The organism is Alloalcanivorax marinus, assembly GCF_016785095.1.
Taxonomy (GTDB): Bacteria; Pseudomonadota; Gammaproteobacteria; order Pseudomonadales; family Alcanivoracaceae; genus Alloalcanivorax; species Alloalcanivorax marinus_A.
This window is the reverse complement of sequence record NZ_JAEKJB010000008.1, coordinates 1,011,068-1,026,743: the sequence shown is the minus strand read 5'-3', so window position 1 is coordinate 1,026,743 and position 15,676 is coordinate 1,011,068. Positions and strand designations below refer to the sequence as shown.

12 protein-coding genes are annotated in these 15,676 nt (G+C 64.9%); 3 read left to right on the top strand and 9 right to left on the bottom strand.

Going from position 1 to position 15,676, the window contains the following annotated elements; all coding sequences use genetic code 11:
- Positions 1 to 138 precede the first annotated feature (138 nt).
- The 3 genes from JF515_RS11795 to JF515_RS11785 all read right to left on the bottom strand — a co-directional run bounded on the left by JF515_RS11795 (position 139) and on the right by JF515_RS11785 (position 4,769).
- Positions 139 to 2,625, bottom strand: coding sequence for a hypothetical protein (locus JF515_RS11795; RefSeq protein WP_203104469.1), 2,487 nt, complete (start codon positions 2,623 to 2,625; stop codon positions 139 to 141).
- Between the two features lie 53 nt (positions 2,626 to 2,678).
- On the bottom strand, positions 2,679 to 3,818 hold the full coding sequence (locus tag JF515_RS11790; RefSeq protein ID WP_203104467.1) for a hypothetical protein: 1,140 nt from the start codon (positions 3,816 to 3,818) through the stop codon (positions 2,679 to 2,681).
- Positions 3,819 to 3,899: 81 nt separating this feature from the next.
- A complete protein-coding gene (locus JF515_RS11785) occupies positions 3,900 to 4,769 on the bottom strand; it encodes a hypothetical protein (RefSeq protein WP_203104465.1) in 870 nt (289 codons plus the stop codon).
- A 167-nt stretch (positions 4,770 to 4,936) separates the two neighbouring features.
- On the opposite strand from JF515_RS11785, the gene JF515_RS11780 reads away from it, so the two are divergent.
- A complete protein-coding gene (locus JF515_RS11780; RefSeq protein ID WP_203104464.1) occupies positions 4,937 to 5,815 on the top strand; it encodes a crotonase/enoyl-CoA hydratase family protein in 879 nt (292 codons plus the stop codon).
- A 90-nt stretch (positions 5,816 to 5,905) separates the two neighbouring features.
- On the opposite strand, the gene JF515_RS11775 is transcribed toward JF515_RS11780, so the two are convergent.
- A complete protein-coding gene (locus JF515_RS11775) occupies positions 5,906 to 6,454 on the bottom strand; it encodes a YggT family protein (protein ID WP_203104462.1) in 549 nt (182 codons plus the stop codon).
- Positions 6,455 to 6,735: 281 nt separating this feature from the next.
- On the opposite strand from JF515_RS11775, the gene JF515_RS11770 reads away from it, so the two are divergent.
- Together JF515_RS11770 and JF515_RS11765 are read left to right on the top strand one after the other, a co-directional pair.
- On the top strand, positions 6,736 to 7,893 hold the full coding sequence (locus JF515_RS11770) for an iron-containing alcohol dehydrogenase (protein WP_203104460.1): 1,158 nt from the start codon (positions 6,736 to 6,738) through the stop codon (positions 7,891 to 7,893).
- Positions 7,894 to 7,967: 74 nt separating this feature from the next.
- The gene (locus JF515_RS11765; RefSeq protein WP_203104458.1) at positions 7,968 to 9,464 is read left to right on the top strand and encodes a CoA-acylating methylmalonate-semialdehyde dehydrogenase; all 1,497 of its coding nucleotides are present in this window, start codon (positions 7,968 to 7,970) and stop codon (positions 9,462 to 9,464) included.
- A 173-nt stretch (positions 9,465 to 9,637) separates the two neighbouring features.
- On the opposite strand, the gene JF515_RS11760 is transcribed toward JF515_RS11765, so the two are convergent.
- The 5 genes from JF515_RS11760 to JF515_RS11740 form a co-directional block, all read right to left on the bottom strand.
- On the bottom strand, positions 9,638 to 10,396 hold the full coding sequence (locus tag JF515_RS11760) for an IclR family transcriptional regulator (protein ID WP_203104456.1): 759 nt from the start codon (positions 10,394 to 10,396) through the stop codon (positions 9,638 to 9,640).
- Positions 10,397 to 10,469: 73 nt separating this feature from the next.
- Positions 10,470 to 11,075 carry an ANTAR domain-containing response regulator gene (locus JF515_RS11755; protein ID WP_203104454.1) on the bottom strand — a complete coding sequence of 202 codons (606 nt, stop codon included), beginning with the start codon at positions 11,073 to 11,075 and terminating at the stop codon, positions 10,470 to 10,472.
- 2 nt (positions 11,076 to 11,077) lie between these two features.
- The gene (locus tag JF515_RS11750) at positions 11,078 to 12,241 is read right to left on the bottom strand and encodes a transporter substrate-binding domain-containing protein (RefSeq protein WP_203104452.1); all 1,164 of its coding nucleotides are present in this window, start codon (positions 12,239 to 12,241) and stop codon (positions 11,078 to 11,080) included.
- 78 nt (positions 12,242 to 12,319) lie between these two features.
- Positions 12,320 to 14,029 (bottom strand): nitrilase-related carbon-nitrogen hydrolase, encoded by a 1,710-nt coding sequence (locus tag JF515_RS11745; RefSeq protein ID WP_203104450.1) that lies wholly within the window; start codon positions 14,027 to 14,029, stop codon positions 12,320 to 12,322.
- Positions 14,030 to 14,042: 13 nt separating this feature from the next.
- Positions 14,043 to 15,536, bottom strand: coding sequence for a purine-cytosine permease family protein (locus JF515_RS11740; RefSeq protein ID WP_203104449.1), 1,494 nt, complete (start codon positions 15,534 to 15,536; stop codon positions 14,043 to 14,045).
- Positions 15,537 to 15,676 lie beyond the last annotated feature (140 nt).

Sequence of the window (15,676 nt, the reverse complement as noted above, 5' to 3'; positions counted from 1 at the left end):
GCCCTCGGCGCCGCCATGCGCAAACTGGTGCACATCGCCTTCGGCGTACTGAATCGACAAACCCCATTCCAGACCCAACCCCTCGGGGGTTGAGTCCGGATAGGAGAGACGGTATCTACCGCAACCCCGGTGGAGGACTCAGGGCCCGGTGTTCGGGTAACGGAACTCCCCGGAAACGGAAATGCTGGCATCCTCGCCGGGCAGCACCGGGGCGATATTGCGCGCCACCAGGGTGGCGCTGTAGGTGCCCGCCACCTCGCCGTTATCCACGCTGGTCACGTTGATCGTGCAAGACGCTCCTTCCGTGAGGTTCTGAACACCGGACTGGGTGTAGGTTGCCCCATAAGGAATGTTCGCCGGGGTCGCCAGGGTCATGGTGGGCCGCAGGCCATCGACCTCGTCATTGCAGGCGTAATTGCCTACCGCCAGCGGGATCTCCGACCACACCATACGCATCTGGTTGTCCGGCGCATCCAGGTCGTCGAACAGCCGATGGAAGTACCCATTGTGGCCGTTGGACGACACCTCCGAGGCCAGCAAAAAGGTCTCCCCGGCCTGGAAATGGGTATTGCCGTCGTCGATGGTCAGGGTGATGCCGTGGGCGTCACCGCCCAGCGGCCCTTCGTTGCCCTGATTGCCGGCATGGAAGGTCTGGGTGGTGAAATTGCGGAAGCTGCCGTGCACCACCAGAGTCCGTTCGGCTTCCGGCAACTCCGTGTCGCCCGGCGCCAACCCAGAGCCGAAGGCGCTGAAACTCGGGCCGATCAGGGTGGCGCTGTAGGTGCCCCGGTATTTGCGGCCCGCGCTTTGTTCAACGGTCACGGTGCAGTCACCGCCGTTCGAGGTCCGGAACTTGAACAGGGGGTCGCCGGTGGTCACCCAACCCATCGCCAGGTTCACCGAGGCGGAGGACACATCACAGTGGTAGGTGCCCACCGCCGGATTGGAGCTGCCCGCCGAGGCGCCGAAATCAATGTAATGGTCCGGGTGGGAACCGTCCTCCAGGGGCTTACCCAGAAGGAAATAGCCGGAACGTATTTCCCGGGTACCGCTGTCGACCATCAGGATCTGGCGAATATCGTCCGACAGCTCGGGCATCGGGCCTTCCTTGCCGGTGTGAATGAAGATCCGGAACTGGCCGTCGCTCAGGGTGACCTGGTCCGCGTCCTTGTCATTGGTCAGGGTGGCGCTGATGATGCGCCCTTCCGTGGCGCCATTGCTGAAGTGATAGTCCACCTGCAATTCGCATTCGGTGGCGGTCCAGGTCTTCTGCACCACCGGCGTTGCCTCCATGTCCACCGTCATCAGCGAAACGCCGGTGTTCTGTCCGCACAGCTGCGTGCCCAGGCTGGCGTGGGCCACGTTGACCTGTGCCCAGGCCAGGTCCTCACCGGCGAAGGGCGTGCTGTCCTGGATGGTGTTGCCGTCATCGAAGTTGTTGGCGCGAATCTGGCGCTTACCGGTGGTCGCCATGAACGTTTCGATGAACGGCTGTTCCATGGCCCAGACATGGCCGCCGTACGCCACCGCCACGCCATTGTGGCCACCGAGCAATTCCGCGCCCGGCTCCGGATTGCCCGTGTCTTCCTGAATCAGCGCCCGGGTGGTGACGCCCTGACCATCGTCATGAACGATCTCCATCACTTCCAGGTCGCCGTTGAAGTACAGACGCACCCGTTCGTCGCCATCGGATTCACCCAAGTTCACCGCGACGTGGCGATCCGCCGCCAGCGTGGTGCGGTCGGAGATGGTGACGATGTCCGAGACCAGGAAGGCGATGCCGGTATCGAAGTCGATGTCGCCCTGGGCGGAAATGCTCACGGTGCCACGGGCATGGTCGCGGTTGGCGACGCCACAGCCGCCACAGTAACCCGGGTCGCCCTCACCCTTACCGATCACCGTATAGGTACCGGCATGAGCAGTCAGCACCGCCAGATTGGCGGGCAACTCGGGGTCGCCCGGGTCGTCCTCCGGGGCCGCCGGAAATTGCTCCAGATTGCCGTCCTTCACCAACGCCAGCAGGGCGTCGTAATCGGCGATGGCCGGATCGTCGTCGATGGCGGCCTGAATGTCGTCCAGCACCTGATCCCAGGCATCGCCGATCGTAAGAGCGAGGGTGAAAGGGTCCCCCGGCGGCAGGCTGAAGCCGGCATCGGTCATCGCCGCCAGCAGCTCGGCCTTTCTCGCCGAGAGGGTACTCGCATCCGGCCAGTTGGCCGGCGTGGCAATCCAGGCACCGTCCGCCGCCCCGGTGGCGAGGGCCAGCACCATGTCGGTCAGCGGCGTGATATTGACGGTGCCGGCCTGGCCCGCGTAGCCGCGCAGAGTGACCGCCGGGGTGCCGCCGGTTACCGTCAGCGCGCAGGGCAAGGCGGAGCCGTCAACTTCACCGCTCCAGGAGCCATCGGCCTGGGTGGTCACCGGGCTGGTGAAGCCGCTGCCGTCCGAGCACTCGGCGGTGACGGTGCCAGCCTGAATCGCCGCGCCGACGGCGGCGGTACCGGCCAGGCTCGAGGCGGAGGGACCGGAAGGCACCTCCCCACCGGCGGCGCCACCGTGATGACCTCCATCGCCACCGCAGCCCGCCACCGTCAGCACGGCCCCCAGCAGACCCAACCTGATCATCAAGATCCATTTCGTTGAACGCATACCCAACCCCTTCTTTCGTTCGTTCGGACTCATCGGGAAGCGGCGGCCCGGGTGGCCGCCATGCCGGCCAGGCCGTCCGAGAGCGTCACTGCCTCGGTGGCATAGACCTCGGGCATCACGTTGACCTGGTAGCGGGTGATATCGCGGGCCACCTTGCTCGACGTGCCGCTCAAGGCGCTGAGCATGCCGATGGCCTTGGTCACGCCGGACGTCAGTTTGTCGCCGCTGGTGGTGACGTTGTCGATGCTGCTGTAAAAGCGTTTCGGGCTGGCCACGGCCTGCCGGGTGGCGAACACCGGCTGGTGATTCAGGCGGGTCATGCACTTTTCCTTTCCGTATTCCCGCCAGCACTTCTGTTCGCCAAGGGGCTGGAAGCGCAGATCGCCGCTGACGGCCAGTTGGATGTCTGCTTTTACCTTGGCCGAGTTCTTGTTGGCCAGGCCGGCGAAGGTCTTGTGCCCATCGGATTCCAGGGACGCGAAATCCACCAGCAGATTGATGTTCACCCCGGTCATGCCCAGGTCCTTCATGAGCAGGCCCGCCCGTTGCTCGGCGGCGTCACCGGACACCGCCTTGAAGGATTGCGCCAGGCCACCGGCGGCACCGATATAGCGCGAATCGGTGACGCTTTCGCCGCTACGGGCCAGCACCAGGTAGCGGGTGCCGCTTCTTTTTTCCTTGTGCTCGAACGGGCTGGGACGGCCGCCGGCCTGAATCGCCTGATAGTGCGGGCTGGCCGTGATGGTGGCGTGGGGCACCAGTTGGAAACCGGCGTCGGCCAACCGTGCTTCGGCATCGGCGCAGGCCTGGTCGGCGATGCGCCGCAGCTCGCCCTGGTCCAGACCGTTGGCGGTATAGGTCACGGTGACCTTTACATCCGAGCGGCTGATGGTGCCGGTGGCGCGGGTGGCCCCGGCCCGGAAACCACCGCTGGTGGACGCCGAGGCCGCCGTGGTCATGCCGAACATCACATTGCACGACAGCACGCCCACCTTGCTCACGCCCTTCATGTATTTTTCGTTGTTGGCGTCGATAAAGCGCCCCGCCTGATCGGCGGCGGCGCCTTCCGCGTTATAGTCCGGCGCCGGCGCGCCGGTGCTGACGCAGCCCGCCAGTGACAGCAGCACGACGGCCAGGGGCGCGGGCCGAAGGTAGGAAGGAACGGACATGACGATTCTCCATGCACTGGATTCTGTTTCGTCACATCCTAGGGCAGCGCCGGCGCGCGGAATCCCCCGCGAATAGGGGGGTCAGTCGATACTCAATGCGGCCATGGCATCCGCGTAGGGGGCCACCGGCGTGGGCCGGTGGGTGTGCCGGTCCAGTAACACCATGACGCTCTCCGCCGCCGCCACGGCCTCACCGTCCACGGTGATACCGCCGCTGAGCACGAAGGAGGTATTACCCACCCGCCCCAGGCCGGAGGCCAGGCGTACCTCGCCCATGCCTCGATCCCAGCGACCGAAGTTCAGGTCGATGCGTGCCACCAGCAGGCCCAGTTCCGGCTGACGCAGTTCACTGAGTGAGCCGGCGCGGGCCTGCTCGGTGTAACGCGCCAGCGCCAGTTCCGACAGGCGCCGGTCCGGGTCCAGGTCCGCGTAGCGGGCGGTCAGCGGCACCCGCAGCGGATAGCCGGCGAAGGCGTTCGCGTCCAGGGGCCGCGCCGCCGGCCAGACCGCCTCCATGGGCCGCTCGCCGAGAGCCCGGGCCACATCGTCCGGCAGCGGCACCCAGCGGTCCCCTTGCCAGGCGCCCAGCAGACAGTCCTGCACGCCCACGCATTCGTCGTTCTGAAACAGGGCGGTGCGCAGGTGCGCCTGCCCGGCGTCCGCCCCCAGCACCGTGGCGGTGGCGGTGAGCGGGTGCGGGTAATGGGTTTCTCCCAGAAACTGGGTAAGGGTACGGCGCGGTCGCAGCAGAACATCATCGGCGTACCACACCGGTCGCGTCAGGGTATCCATGAGCAGGCGGGTGCGTGCCTCCAGGTGAAAGCTCTGCACCGCCACGTTGTTGACGTGACGCTCGGTGTCCAGGTGGCTGTAGTGGGGCATCAGGGACAGGTGGAAAGGATAGGTGTCCGGTGACCGCCAGATGCCGTCCGGTTTGCTGCCAGGGTTCAAAGCGCGCTCTCCCAAAACGATTTCAAGCCCGCAAGCCTACCGTCGCGGGCGCCCGGCGCCCAGAGCCGGCGATGACCAAAACCGCCGGACCGGTGTCGTAACTGGCGGTTGCGGGGGTCCGGGGCCTGGCCAATGATGGTGGATCAAGCTTGCTTCGAGGAACCGCCATGCAACTGCCCGTTTTCAATACCCTGGAACTGACCGTCGACGACGACGGCATCGCCACCCTCTTTCTGAGCCGCCCGGAGAAGATGAACGCCTTCAACCGGGAAATGAAGGACGAGCTGCTGGCCGCCTTCGATTTCACCGACCGGCATGACGAGGTGCGCGCGGTGATCGTCACCGGCAAGGGCCGCGCCTTCTGCGCCGGCGCTGACCTGTCCTCCGGCGGCGACACCTTCGACTACAAGAAGCGCGGCGGCGAAGGCGCCAACCCGGACGACGCCCACCGCGACGGTGGCGGCCAGGTGGCAATGCGCATCTACCGCAGCCTCAAGCCGGTGATCGGCGCGGTGAACGGCGCCGCCGTGGGCGTGGGCATCACCATGCAATTGCCGATGGACGTGCGCATGGCCTCCGAGGACGCCAAGTTCGGTTTCGTATTCTCGCGCCGGGGCATCGTCAACGAGGCGGCCTCGTCCTGGTTCCTGAGCCGCGTGGTGGGTATTTCCTCGGCGCTGGAGTGGTGCTTCACCGGCCGGGTGTTCAGCGCCGCGGAAGCCAAGGAACGCGGGCTGGTGCGCTCACTGCACAAACCCGACGAGCTGTACCCGGCGGCGGTGGCCCTGGCCAAGGAGATGGTGGAGCAGAGCGCGCCGGTATCGGTGGCGATGATTCGCCAGATGATCTGGCGCATGGCCGGCGCCGACCACCCCATGGAGGCACACAAGCTGGACAGCAAGGCGATGAAATCCCGGGGTGGCTCCGAGGACGTCAAGGAAGGGGTGATGTCGTTCCTGGAGAAACGCCCGGCGGTGTTCCCGGATAAGGTGTCCCGGGACCTGCCGGACTTCTTCGACTGGCAGGGCGAACCGCCGTTCGAATAGGGCGGCGAGCATCGCGGCTAAAGCGGAACGCCGCCCGGCCGCTCCTACGGTGCGTTCTTTGTAGGAGCGGCTTTAGCCGCGATGCAGCGATCAGTGAAGCTGGAACAGAATCTTCACGAACTGCACGCCCAGCAGCACGATCAGCGGGCTCAGATCGAGCCCGCCCATGTCCGGCAGCAACCGCCGGCAGGGCGCCATGATCGGCTCGGTGATCTGAATCACCACCCTCACGATCGGGTTGGAAGGGTCCGGCGCCACCCAGCTCAGAATCACCCGGATCAATACCGCCCAGAAGATGTAGTTGAGCAGCAGGGTGGCCAGCTCCCGCAACGTATACACCAGCAACTGCGGACCAATACCGGCGGGCAAACCGCCGGTCTGGATCGACAGCAACATCAGCGCCTTGACCACGATCAGCAGCACCACCAGCACCAGGGACGCGATGTCCAGGCCCCGATAGCCGGGAATGACGCGCCGCAGCGGTGCCAGCAACGGGTTGGTGGCACGCAGCACGAACTGGGATATCGGATTGTAGAAATCCGCCCGCGCCACCTGCAGCACGAAGCGGGTCAAGACAATGAAAATATAGACGCTGAAGGCGAAATCGATCAGGAAAACCGCGGCACCCTGAGGGTTCATGGTGACTCCAGACTATGCGTTTGGCGTCAGAGTATTGGGGTAAAACGCGGCGAATTCAAACGATCCCGCCGCCGCCCGCCCGACCATTCCCGCCAACCAGGCCCGCCATCCCGTGAGCAGGAGCGCACGGTGCGCCATCACGCCGGTTGACATCGCTTCTCTTACAAATAATGATACATATCGTATCGTTATACATGATCAAAAAATAAACCTGATGGCCCAATAGCCGCTTCGGTACCTTCTTTCCCCAGGGTCCGGCGGCGATATAAGGAGAATTCGCCATGGCCTCAATCCTTCTTCCCCGGATCATGGAAATCGGCGCCGGCGCCCTGAGCCGGCTGCCCGATGTGCTCACCACCCTGCAAAGCCGGCGCCCGCTGATCGTCACCGACCGGATGATGGTGGAACTGGGTTACGTGGATCGTGTGCGTGACGTGCTCGCGCCCCTGAACATCCCGGTGGAGGTATTCGCCGACACCGTGCCCGAACCCACCGCCTCGTCGATCACCGCCGGCGTGGAGCGGGTGCGTCAGGGCGACTACGACGCCATCGTCGCCCTGGGCGGCGGCAGCCCCATCGACAGCGCCAAGGCCATCGCCGTGATGGGCCGCCATGGCGGTAACATCCGCGACTACGCCTTCCCCCGGCAGGTCAACGAACCGGCCCTGCCGATCATCGCGATACCGACCACCGCCGGCACCGGCTCCGAGGCCACCCGTTTCACCATCATCGCCGACGACGACAGCGACGAAAAACTGCTGTGCGTGGGCGCCAGCTTCATGCCGGTGGCCGCCCTGGTGGACTTCGAGCTGACCCTGTCGCTGCCGGCGCGGACCACCGCCGACACCGGCATCGACGCCATGACCCACGCCATGGAGGCCTACGTCAGCCGCAAGGCCAACCCCTACAGCGACCAGCAAGCGCTGGCCGCCATGCGGCTGATCGGCCCCAACCTGCGGCGCGCCTACCACGATGGCCAGGACCGCGAGGCCCGCGAAGGCATGATGCTTGGCGCCACCCTGGCCGGCGTCGCCTTCTGCAATTCGTCGGTGGCCCTGGTGCACGGCATGAGCCGGCCCATCGGTGCTTTCTTCCACGTGCCCCACGGCCTCTCCAACGCCATGCTGCTGCCGGCGGTGACCGAGTACTCGATCCCCAGCGCCGGCGCCCGCTACGCGGACTGTGCCCGGGCGCTGGGCTTCGCCGGCGCCGGCGACGACGACGGTAACGCCAACCGCAAGCTGCTGGACGCCCTGGTTTCGATCAACCAGGAACTGCGGGTGCCGACGCCGGCGGATTTCGGCATCGACCGCCAGCACTTCTTCGAGGTGCGCCACACCATGGCCGAGCAGGCCCTGGCTTCCGGGTCACCGGGCAACAACCCGCGCGTTCCCGACGCCGCTGAGATCGTCACCCTTTACGAGAGCCTGTGGGACTGAGCCCGCGACACTCCAATTCAACACACCGTGATTCAACACACGCTGATTCAATACACCCGATTCGAGGTATCTCCATGAACGTGATAGGCCATTTCATCAACGGCGCCGAGCGCGAGGACAACACCCGCACGCAGGACGTCTTCAACCCGGCCACCGGCGAGGCCAGCGGCCGGGTGGCGCTGGCTTCCAAGGGCACCGTGGAAGAAGCGGTCACCGCCGCCGAGCAGGCTTTCCCCGCCTGGCGGGCCACCCCGCCCATGAAGCGCGCGCGCATCATGTTCCGCTTCAAGGAACTGCTGGAGCAGAACGCCGACGCCGTGTGTCGGGCCATCGGCGCCGAGCACGGCAAGATCCTGCACGACGCCGCCGGTGAACTGCAGCGCGGCATCGAGAACGTTGAGTACGCCTGCGGCGCGCCGGAACTGCTGAAAGGGGAATACTCCAAGGACGTGGGCCCGGGCATCGATTCCTGGAGCGAATTCCAGCCCCTGGGCGTGGTGGCCGGCATCACGCCGTTCAACTTCCCGGCCATGGTGCCGCTGTGGATGTTCCCGATGGCGCTGGTGTGCGGCAACACCTTCGTGCTCAAGCCCTCGGAGCGCGATCCCAGCGCCTCCATGCTGATGGCCGCCCTGCTCAAGGAAGCCGGCCTGCCGGACGGCGTTTTCAATGTGGTCAATGGCGACAAGGAAGCCGTGGACACCCTGCTCACCGATCCCCGCGTGATGGCGGTGAGCTTCGTCGGCTCCACGCCCATCGCCGAGTACATCTATGCCACCGCCAGCGCCAACGGCAAACGCTGCCAGGCCCTGGGCGGCGCCAAGAACCACGCCATCGTGATGCCGGACGCGGACATGGACAACGTGGTCAACTCCCTGCTGGGCGCCGCCTTCGGCTCCTGCGGCGAACGCTGCATGGCGCTGTCGGTGGCGGTGGCGGTGGGCGACGAGGTCGCGGATCGCCTGGTGGACAAACTCAAGGACGCCATGGCCAGCCTGAAAGTGGGTGTCTACGAGGAGCAAAGCAACGACTTCGGGCCGACCATCACCCGGGAACACCAGGCCCGGGTGATCGGCCACATCGACAGCGCCGAGGACCAGGGTGCCCGGGTGGTGGTGGATGGCCGCCACCTGACCGTGCCGGGCTACGAGCAGGGCTTCTTCGTGGGCGCCACTCTGATCGACGGCGTTACCGCCGAAATGGACAGCTACAAGGCGGAAATTTTCGGCCCGGTTCTGCAGGTGATGCGCGCCGGTTCCATGGAAGAAGCGATGACGCTGATCAACGACCACGAGTACGGCAACGGCACCTGTATCTACACTCGCGACGGTGAAGCGGCCCGCTATTTCAGTGACCACATCCAGGTGGGCATGGTGGGTATCAACATCCCGCTGCCGGTGCCGGTGGCCTACCACAGCTTCGGTGGCTGGAAACGCTCCCTGTTTGGCGACCTGCATGCCTACGGCCCGGACGGCGTGCGCTTCTACACCAAGCGCAAGACCATCACCCAGCGCTGGCCCTCCTCGGCGGTGCGCGAGAACGCCGAGTTTTCCATGCCAACCATGAAATAAAGCGCCCGTTGAATCTGCCTTGCCTCTGGCGGCCCCGGTGAACACCGCGGCCGCTTTTTTTCGCCGGACAGCCCCCCCGTAGGAGCGGCTTCAGCCGCGATCTCGGTGCTGCAGCCACGATCTCGGTGTGTGCTATCGCGACTGAAGTCGCTCCTACAAGTCGGTCCTACACGTTACTGGATGGCGCCGAGGGCGGCGGCGGCTTCGCGCATCATCGGCAGGAAGCCGCGCAGGGTGGCGAGGTCGGTGCGGATTACCGGCGCGTGCACATTGAGAAAGGCAAACGGCTGACCATCCGGATCGCGGATCGGCACCGCCACCGCCACCATGCCGTCAATGAACTCCTCGTTGTCCTCACTTTCCTCGCGCTCGGCGATGGCCGCCAGTTCATCGAGAAATTGCCGCTCGTCGGTGAAGGTGTTCCGCGCCATGCGCGTCAGCGGCAAGCTGGCGACCACCGCGCGGCGACGCTCCTCGGGCAGCAACGCCAGATACAGCTTGCCGCTGGCGGTGCACCATACCGGCGTGCGCGTGCCCACCGGCAAATGAATGTGCAGCGGCCAGTTGGCCTGGGCGCGATCGGAATACATCATTTCCAACTGCATGGGGATGGCGATGGAGCAGGTCTCGCCGATGCGCGCCGCCAGCGTGTTGAGAATCGCCTCGCGCTCCAGGCGATAGCTGTCGCTTTGGAATACGTCCAGGGAAATCCGATACAGACGCGGGCCGGGAATCCACAGCCCACGGCTGTCCATGCGCAGAAAATCTTCTTTTTCCAGTTGCTGCAGCAACCGGTGCACGCTGGGTTTGGGGATATCCAGAAGGTGGGAAAGATCCGCCGGCGAGATCGGGCGCTGCTCCCGGGAGACCCGCTCGATCAGGCCCAGCACCCGGGTAATCGAGGAGCCTTTCTCTCGTCTGTTCACCGCCATGGGTTGTTCCTTGCGCGCGCCGGAAAGCAAAGCCGAAGGATACCGAAACGGTCGCCCGATGGCACGCCAGGCGCTAGCCGATAAGATCCTTGGCGAGGCGCAGATAACCTTCCGGGCGGGCCAGCAGATCGAGGCTGAAATGTTCCACGGTCTTTTGCTGGTTCATGGCCAGCGACCGCAACAACGCATAGGCGTCGTCCTCGCCGAGATCGAACGTCTTCATCAGCAACAACTGCGCCGAGAACAGAAACCGGCGTATCCGCAACCGCTCCTCAAGACGCTCGATGCGTGCTTCCAGGCCTTGGCGCTGATCGGCGGCGGCCCGCGCCAGGGTCAGAGCGGTCATCACCCCGTCGAAGCGCACCGGCTTGCGCAGGTAGGCCGAGGGCGCCTGGCGGATGATCCACTGCAACCGCGACGGTGCTTCCACGCCGGTCAGCACTATGAGCGGCAACGCCGGCCAGGTCAGCTCACGATCCGGATGGCTGAGCACCGGGCTGTCACCGTCGAACAGCACCATGTCGGCGTCCTCGCACGACTGCTCGTCAGGCAGGTCATCGTAAAAGCGGCCTTCCACCCCAAGGCGGCGGAACTGTTGCTCCAGGTGCCGGGCGTCGCGGCCATCACAGGCGATCACCAGCAGCCGCAGCCCCCTTACGCGTATCCGTGGCCGGGACATGGCTAGCTGGCTCCCGGGCCGAGCGCGTCCAGATCCACCCATGTCAGCCAGGGGTCCGGCTTGATCGGTTCATCGCCCTCCCAAAACACTTCCAGGCGACCGTCATGGCAGCGGGCCAGGCGCGGGGTTAGCCAGGCATGGTTGTTGTCCGGGTCGATGCGTACCCGGCCCGCCGGGCTTTCCAGTTCATCCCGCCAGGCGGCCGCGCGCACCGCTTCCACCTGCTGGCCGCCGCACCGATGAATGGCGCGCGCCAGGAACTGGCCGGCGGTCCAGGCCGCCACCGAATCCACCGACGGTGAACTGTGATCGCCGAAGCGCGCGCGGTACTGATCCAGAAAGCGCGTGTTGGCTTCGTTGCGCACCGACTGAAACCAGGCGGAGGACACCAGGTAACCCTCCAGGGCTTCCTTGCCCACCAGGCTCACCTCCGCTTCGCACAGCGTCAGGCTGAGCTTGATAACGGTGTCCGACGCCAGATAGGGGTCGCGCTCGGCGGCCTCTCGCCAGGCATGGTAGAAGCGATAGGCGGATTGCCCAACCAGGGTCACGAGCACCACCTTGGGCCGGCGTTCGGCGATGTCCTGGATGATCGCGTCCACATCGGTGTCACCCAGGTTCACCAGCCGGCTGGCTTCGAGCCGGTGGCCGGTGGCGGCCAACGCCTCCGCGGTGATGCGGTCGATCTCCCAGGACCAGACGTAGTTGGACCCGACGTGATAAATATCGCCGGGATGCTCGCGCAGCAACCAGGCCAGCATCGGCAACACATGCTGATTGGGCGCGGCGCCCAGGTAGATGACGTTGTTGCTGCTCTCGAAGCCTTCGTAGCGGGCGGAATGCCACAACAGGGCGTTGGCGCCTTCGATCAGCGGCAGAATCACCTTGCGTGACGCCGAGGTGTAGCAGCCGACGATGTGCTTGACGCCGTGCCGGTACAACAACTCGTGGCAGTGTTCATGGTAATGATCCAATACACCGCCCGGGTCACGCACGATCGGCGCCAGGGTGAAATCGAATTCGTTGTTGGCGTTGATCTGCTCGATGGACATCATGATGCCGTTGAGCATCTCCCGCCCGATCACGCCATACTCGCCGGAGACGGAATACAGAATGCCCACCGGGATCACTGGCTTGCCGCTCTCGGTATCGTGTCGCGAAGCCATTGCTGCTCCTGAAAAGTTGCTGCTCCTGGAAAATTGCTGCTCCTGAAAAGGGGGCGGCGGAGCCGCCCCGATACGGTTTCAACCGGTCGTTTCGCGCTCCACCAGGGGTTGATAATGATGCGGCTGGCGCATCAGCACCAGATCCTTGCGGCGCACCACATGGGTGGGGTACGGGGCCTGATCGTCGCCGGTGTCGATGGTCATCATCACCACGCCACCGTGGCGAATCTGTTTCACCTCGCTGCGCGGGAACGCGAAGGTGTCCGGCCCGTACACCCCGCTGAGCCCGAAGGCGCCGCCGCCGGCGTCGTTGGCGAACACCAGCCACAGGTTGTTCTCACCGGCGCGCACGCGCGGCAACAGCCAATGGTGCGGGTCCTCGCCGGTGGGAATCGGGTAGTTCTGGGCAATACGCGAACCAGCGTGAGCCATCGGCACCGGGCCGTGCAACGATGCCGGCGCGGCGATGATGTCACAGCCCTCCAGGCTCAACACGCGACCGGCCTCGGGCACGGTCAGATCCTCACCGAGCAGCAGGCCGACTCGGCCACAGGGCAGATCGTGGAACACCCAGCGGTCACCGGCGCTGAGCCAGTGACGGTCCCGCTCGGCCACGTGAATCTGCCGATAGTCCGCCAGTACGCCGGCGGGGCCCACCAGGCGGGCGCTGTTGTAATAGCGATCTCCGTCCCGCTCCAGCCAGCCCACCACCAGATTGAGGTTGGTTTCCAAGGCGATGTCGAGCACTTCCTGCAACGCCGGGTCACCGGCCTCGATGGCACTGTCCGCGCCACCGGGGCCGGTCAGGGCCCGCTCCGGGAACACCAGCAGTTCGGCGCCGCCGTCCCTGGCCTGGCGGGCCAGGTCGCGCAGGGTCCGCAGGTTGCCGTTAACGTGCTCGGCGGGCGCGAACTGGGCGGCGGCCACCACCGACCGCTTGCCCGGGGGCAGCGGCCGGAAACCGTACAGGCCAAAGAAATCCTTCGGGTTCCAACTGAAGGTGTTGGTCAGCAGCCGGTGGTACAACTCCGGTCGCCGCTTACCCAGGCTGCGGTTGCGTTCGGGCAGCTCAATGTCGGCGCGCACCACGCCGTCGCCGCTATCGCGGTAGCCGAGCAGGGCGCCATCGGCGCCCACCACGCAACTGCCGCCGCTGAACTGCACGCCCCGCTCCCATCCCCAGCGGTTGCCTTCGATCAGTGCGCAATCGTTTTCCCAGGCCCGGGTCAGCCAGTAGGGCGCCGGCGTGCGCTCATCCAGCCAGTTGCTGAGATGGCAGATCACCTGGGCACCGTTCAGCGCCATCAGCCGCGCGGTTTCCACGAAATGGATGTCCATGCAGACCAGCAGACCGATGCGGCCAATGGGGGTATCGAACACCGCGTGCTGGTCGCCATTGGCGGCCCATTTCGGCTCGGCGATGTAGGGGTGCGTCTTGCGGTGCACGCCCACCACCCCCGCCGGCCCCACCAGCACGGCGCTGTTGTAGTAAAGATCGGTGGCCGGGTCCCGCTCCGGCATTCCCAGCACGATGTAGCAATCATGACGGGCGGCCAGCGCGGTGAACGCCTCCGTGGTGGGGCCGGGCACCGGCTCCACATGGGGGGCCACTTCCTCGCGGTGATACCAGCAATAACCGGTGGTGGCCATCTCTGGCAGCACGATCAGGCGGGCGCCGTCCCGGGCCGCCTCCTCGGTCAACGCCAGCAAACGGTCGATGTTGTCGCTTTTCTTGCCCAGCGTCGGTTCGAACTGAACCGCCGCCACCGGCAGTTTTTGCGCGGTCATGGAAACGCTCCTGTTATTGTGCGGATGAATAGGACATGGCCGCGGCGTCCGGGCGCGGTCCCTGGTAGCGCTGGGAAGGCCGCCAGCGGGTCGGCATGTCCTCGGGGAAAGTGCTGAAGTAAAAACGACCACGGGTGGCGACGCTGATGATCACATGGATCACCGGACCCACCAGCATGGCGATGAAGGAAGCGAACACCATCGGATAGGCGCCGAGAATGCCGGCGGCGCCAATCGCCACGGCCACCGCCAACGCGATCGAGCCGGACGGGTTCCAGCGGCGCAGGTACTCCTTGCGGTATTCCACGAAGTCGGTGGGCGCCAGGCCCAACAGCTTCCGGCACACGAAGTAATCGGTGAGGATGATGAACACCCAGGTGTTGGTGAGAATGCCGGTGATGGCCAGGAAAGTGCCGGTGTACTGAAGGATGTTGCACACATAGAACAGCACCCCGAACGCCCATACCAGCACCATCCACCACTGCCGGCCGGGCCGGTAGTTAAAGGCCATGTCCATGGTGTTGGAGAGCGCGATGGAGCCGGAATACAGGTTCATCACGTTGATGCGGATCTGCGTGATGATGGTGAAGATCACACCCACCACGCCGATCACCATGGGGAATACGAAACCCGGATCAAGCGCATGGCTCCAGACGTCGCCGCTTTTGATGTGCGGCATCAGGGTGTAGGCCAGGTAGGCGCCGAACAACATCACGGCGACGATCGGGATCAGCATGCCGAGCATGATGGTGGCGGTGCCCTTGTGAGTGATGCCGGGTTTGGCGAAGCGCCCGTAATCGGTGGCGAGCAGGCCCTGGAACACGATCTGGCCGTTGGCCATGTTCAACACCATCCACATGGCGTTGCTGTCCGCGTCACCCTTGGGTTGCCAACCGGCGAAGCCCACCGGCGTGTAGTCATGGGCCAGTTGCCACATGCAGAACGCGAACAACACCACGAAGATCGGCACGCCCCAGGTCTGCAGAAACTGCATCGAGGACATTCCCTTCCAGACGAACCAGATGGCGGCCAGGCCCATGGTGGCGAAGATCGCGATGCCCATGGGCGAATCCACGGCGATGCCCAGTTGATTGGCGATGGCGTGGGAAACGATGGTGCCTTCGAACAGAAAATAGAAAATAAAGTTGATCGCGTAGATCAGCGAGGTGACCGCCGAGCCCATATAGCCGAAGCCCAGACCCCGGGTCATCAGGTTCAGCGACAGGCCTTCCTTGCTGGCCAGTTTCATGATCACGGCGCCGATCAGGGTGGCGAGCACCACCATGTAGAGGATCGGTATCCACACCTTTGGCCAACCCACCTGATAGGTCATGTCGGCGCCCAGGCTGAACCAGAACATGGCGGTGGAGTTACCGAGCAGCACCAGAATGATGGCCGGAATCGGCCAGCGATAGTGATGGGGAACGCGGCCGACGGCGTAATCTTCCACCGCTTCCGCTTCAGTGATGTCCTGTGGACCTTGAAACCACTCTTTCAGCTTTCCCATATTTTTTTCTCCAAAAAAAAAAGCCCCGTCGACTCCAAGAGTCGACGGGGCTTCTTCGCCTTCGATTGTCTTTATCAACGGCGCCGTTATCAGCGCCTTCTGTTGAGTACCGCGACAGACTTCGTTGCCTGTGCCGGCGC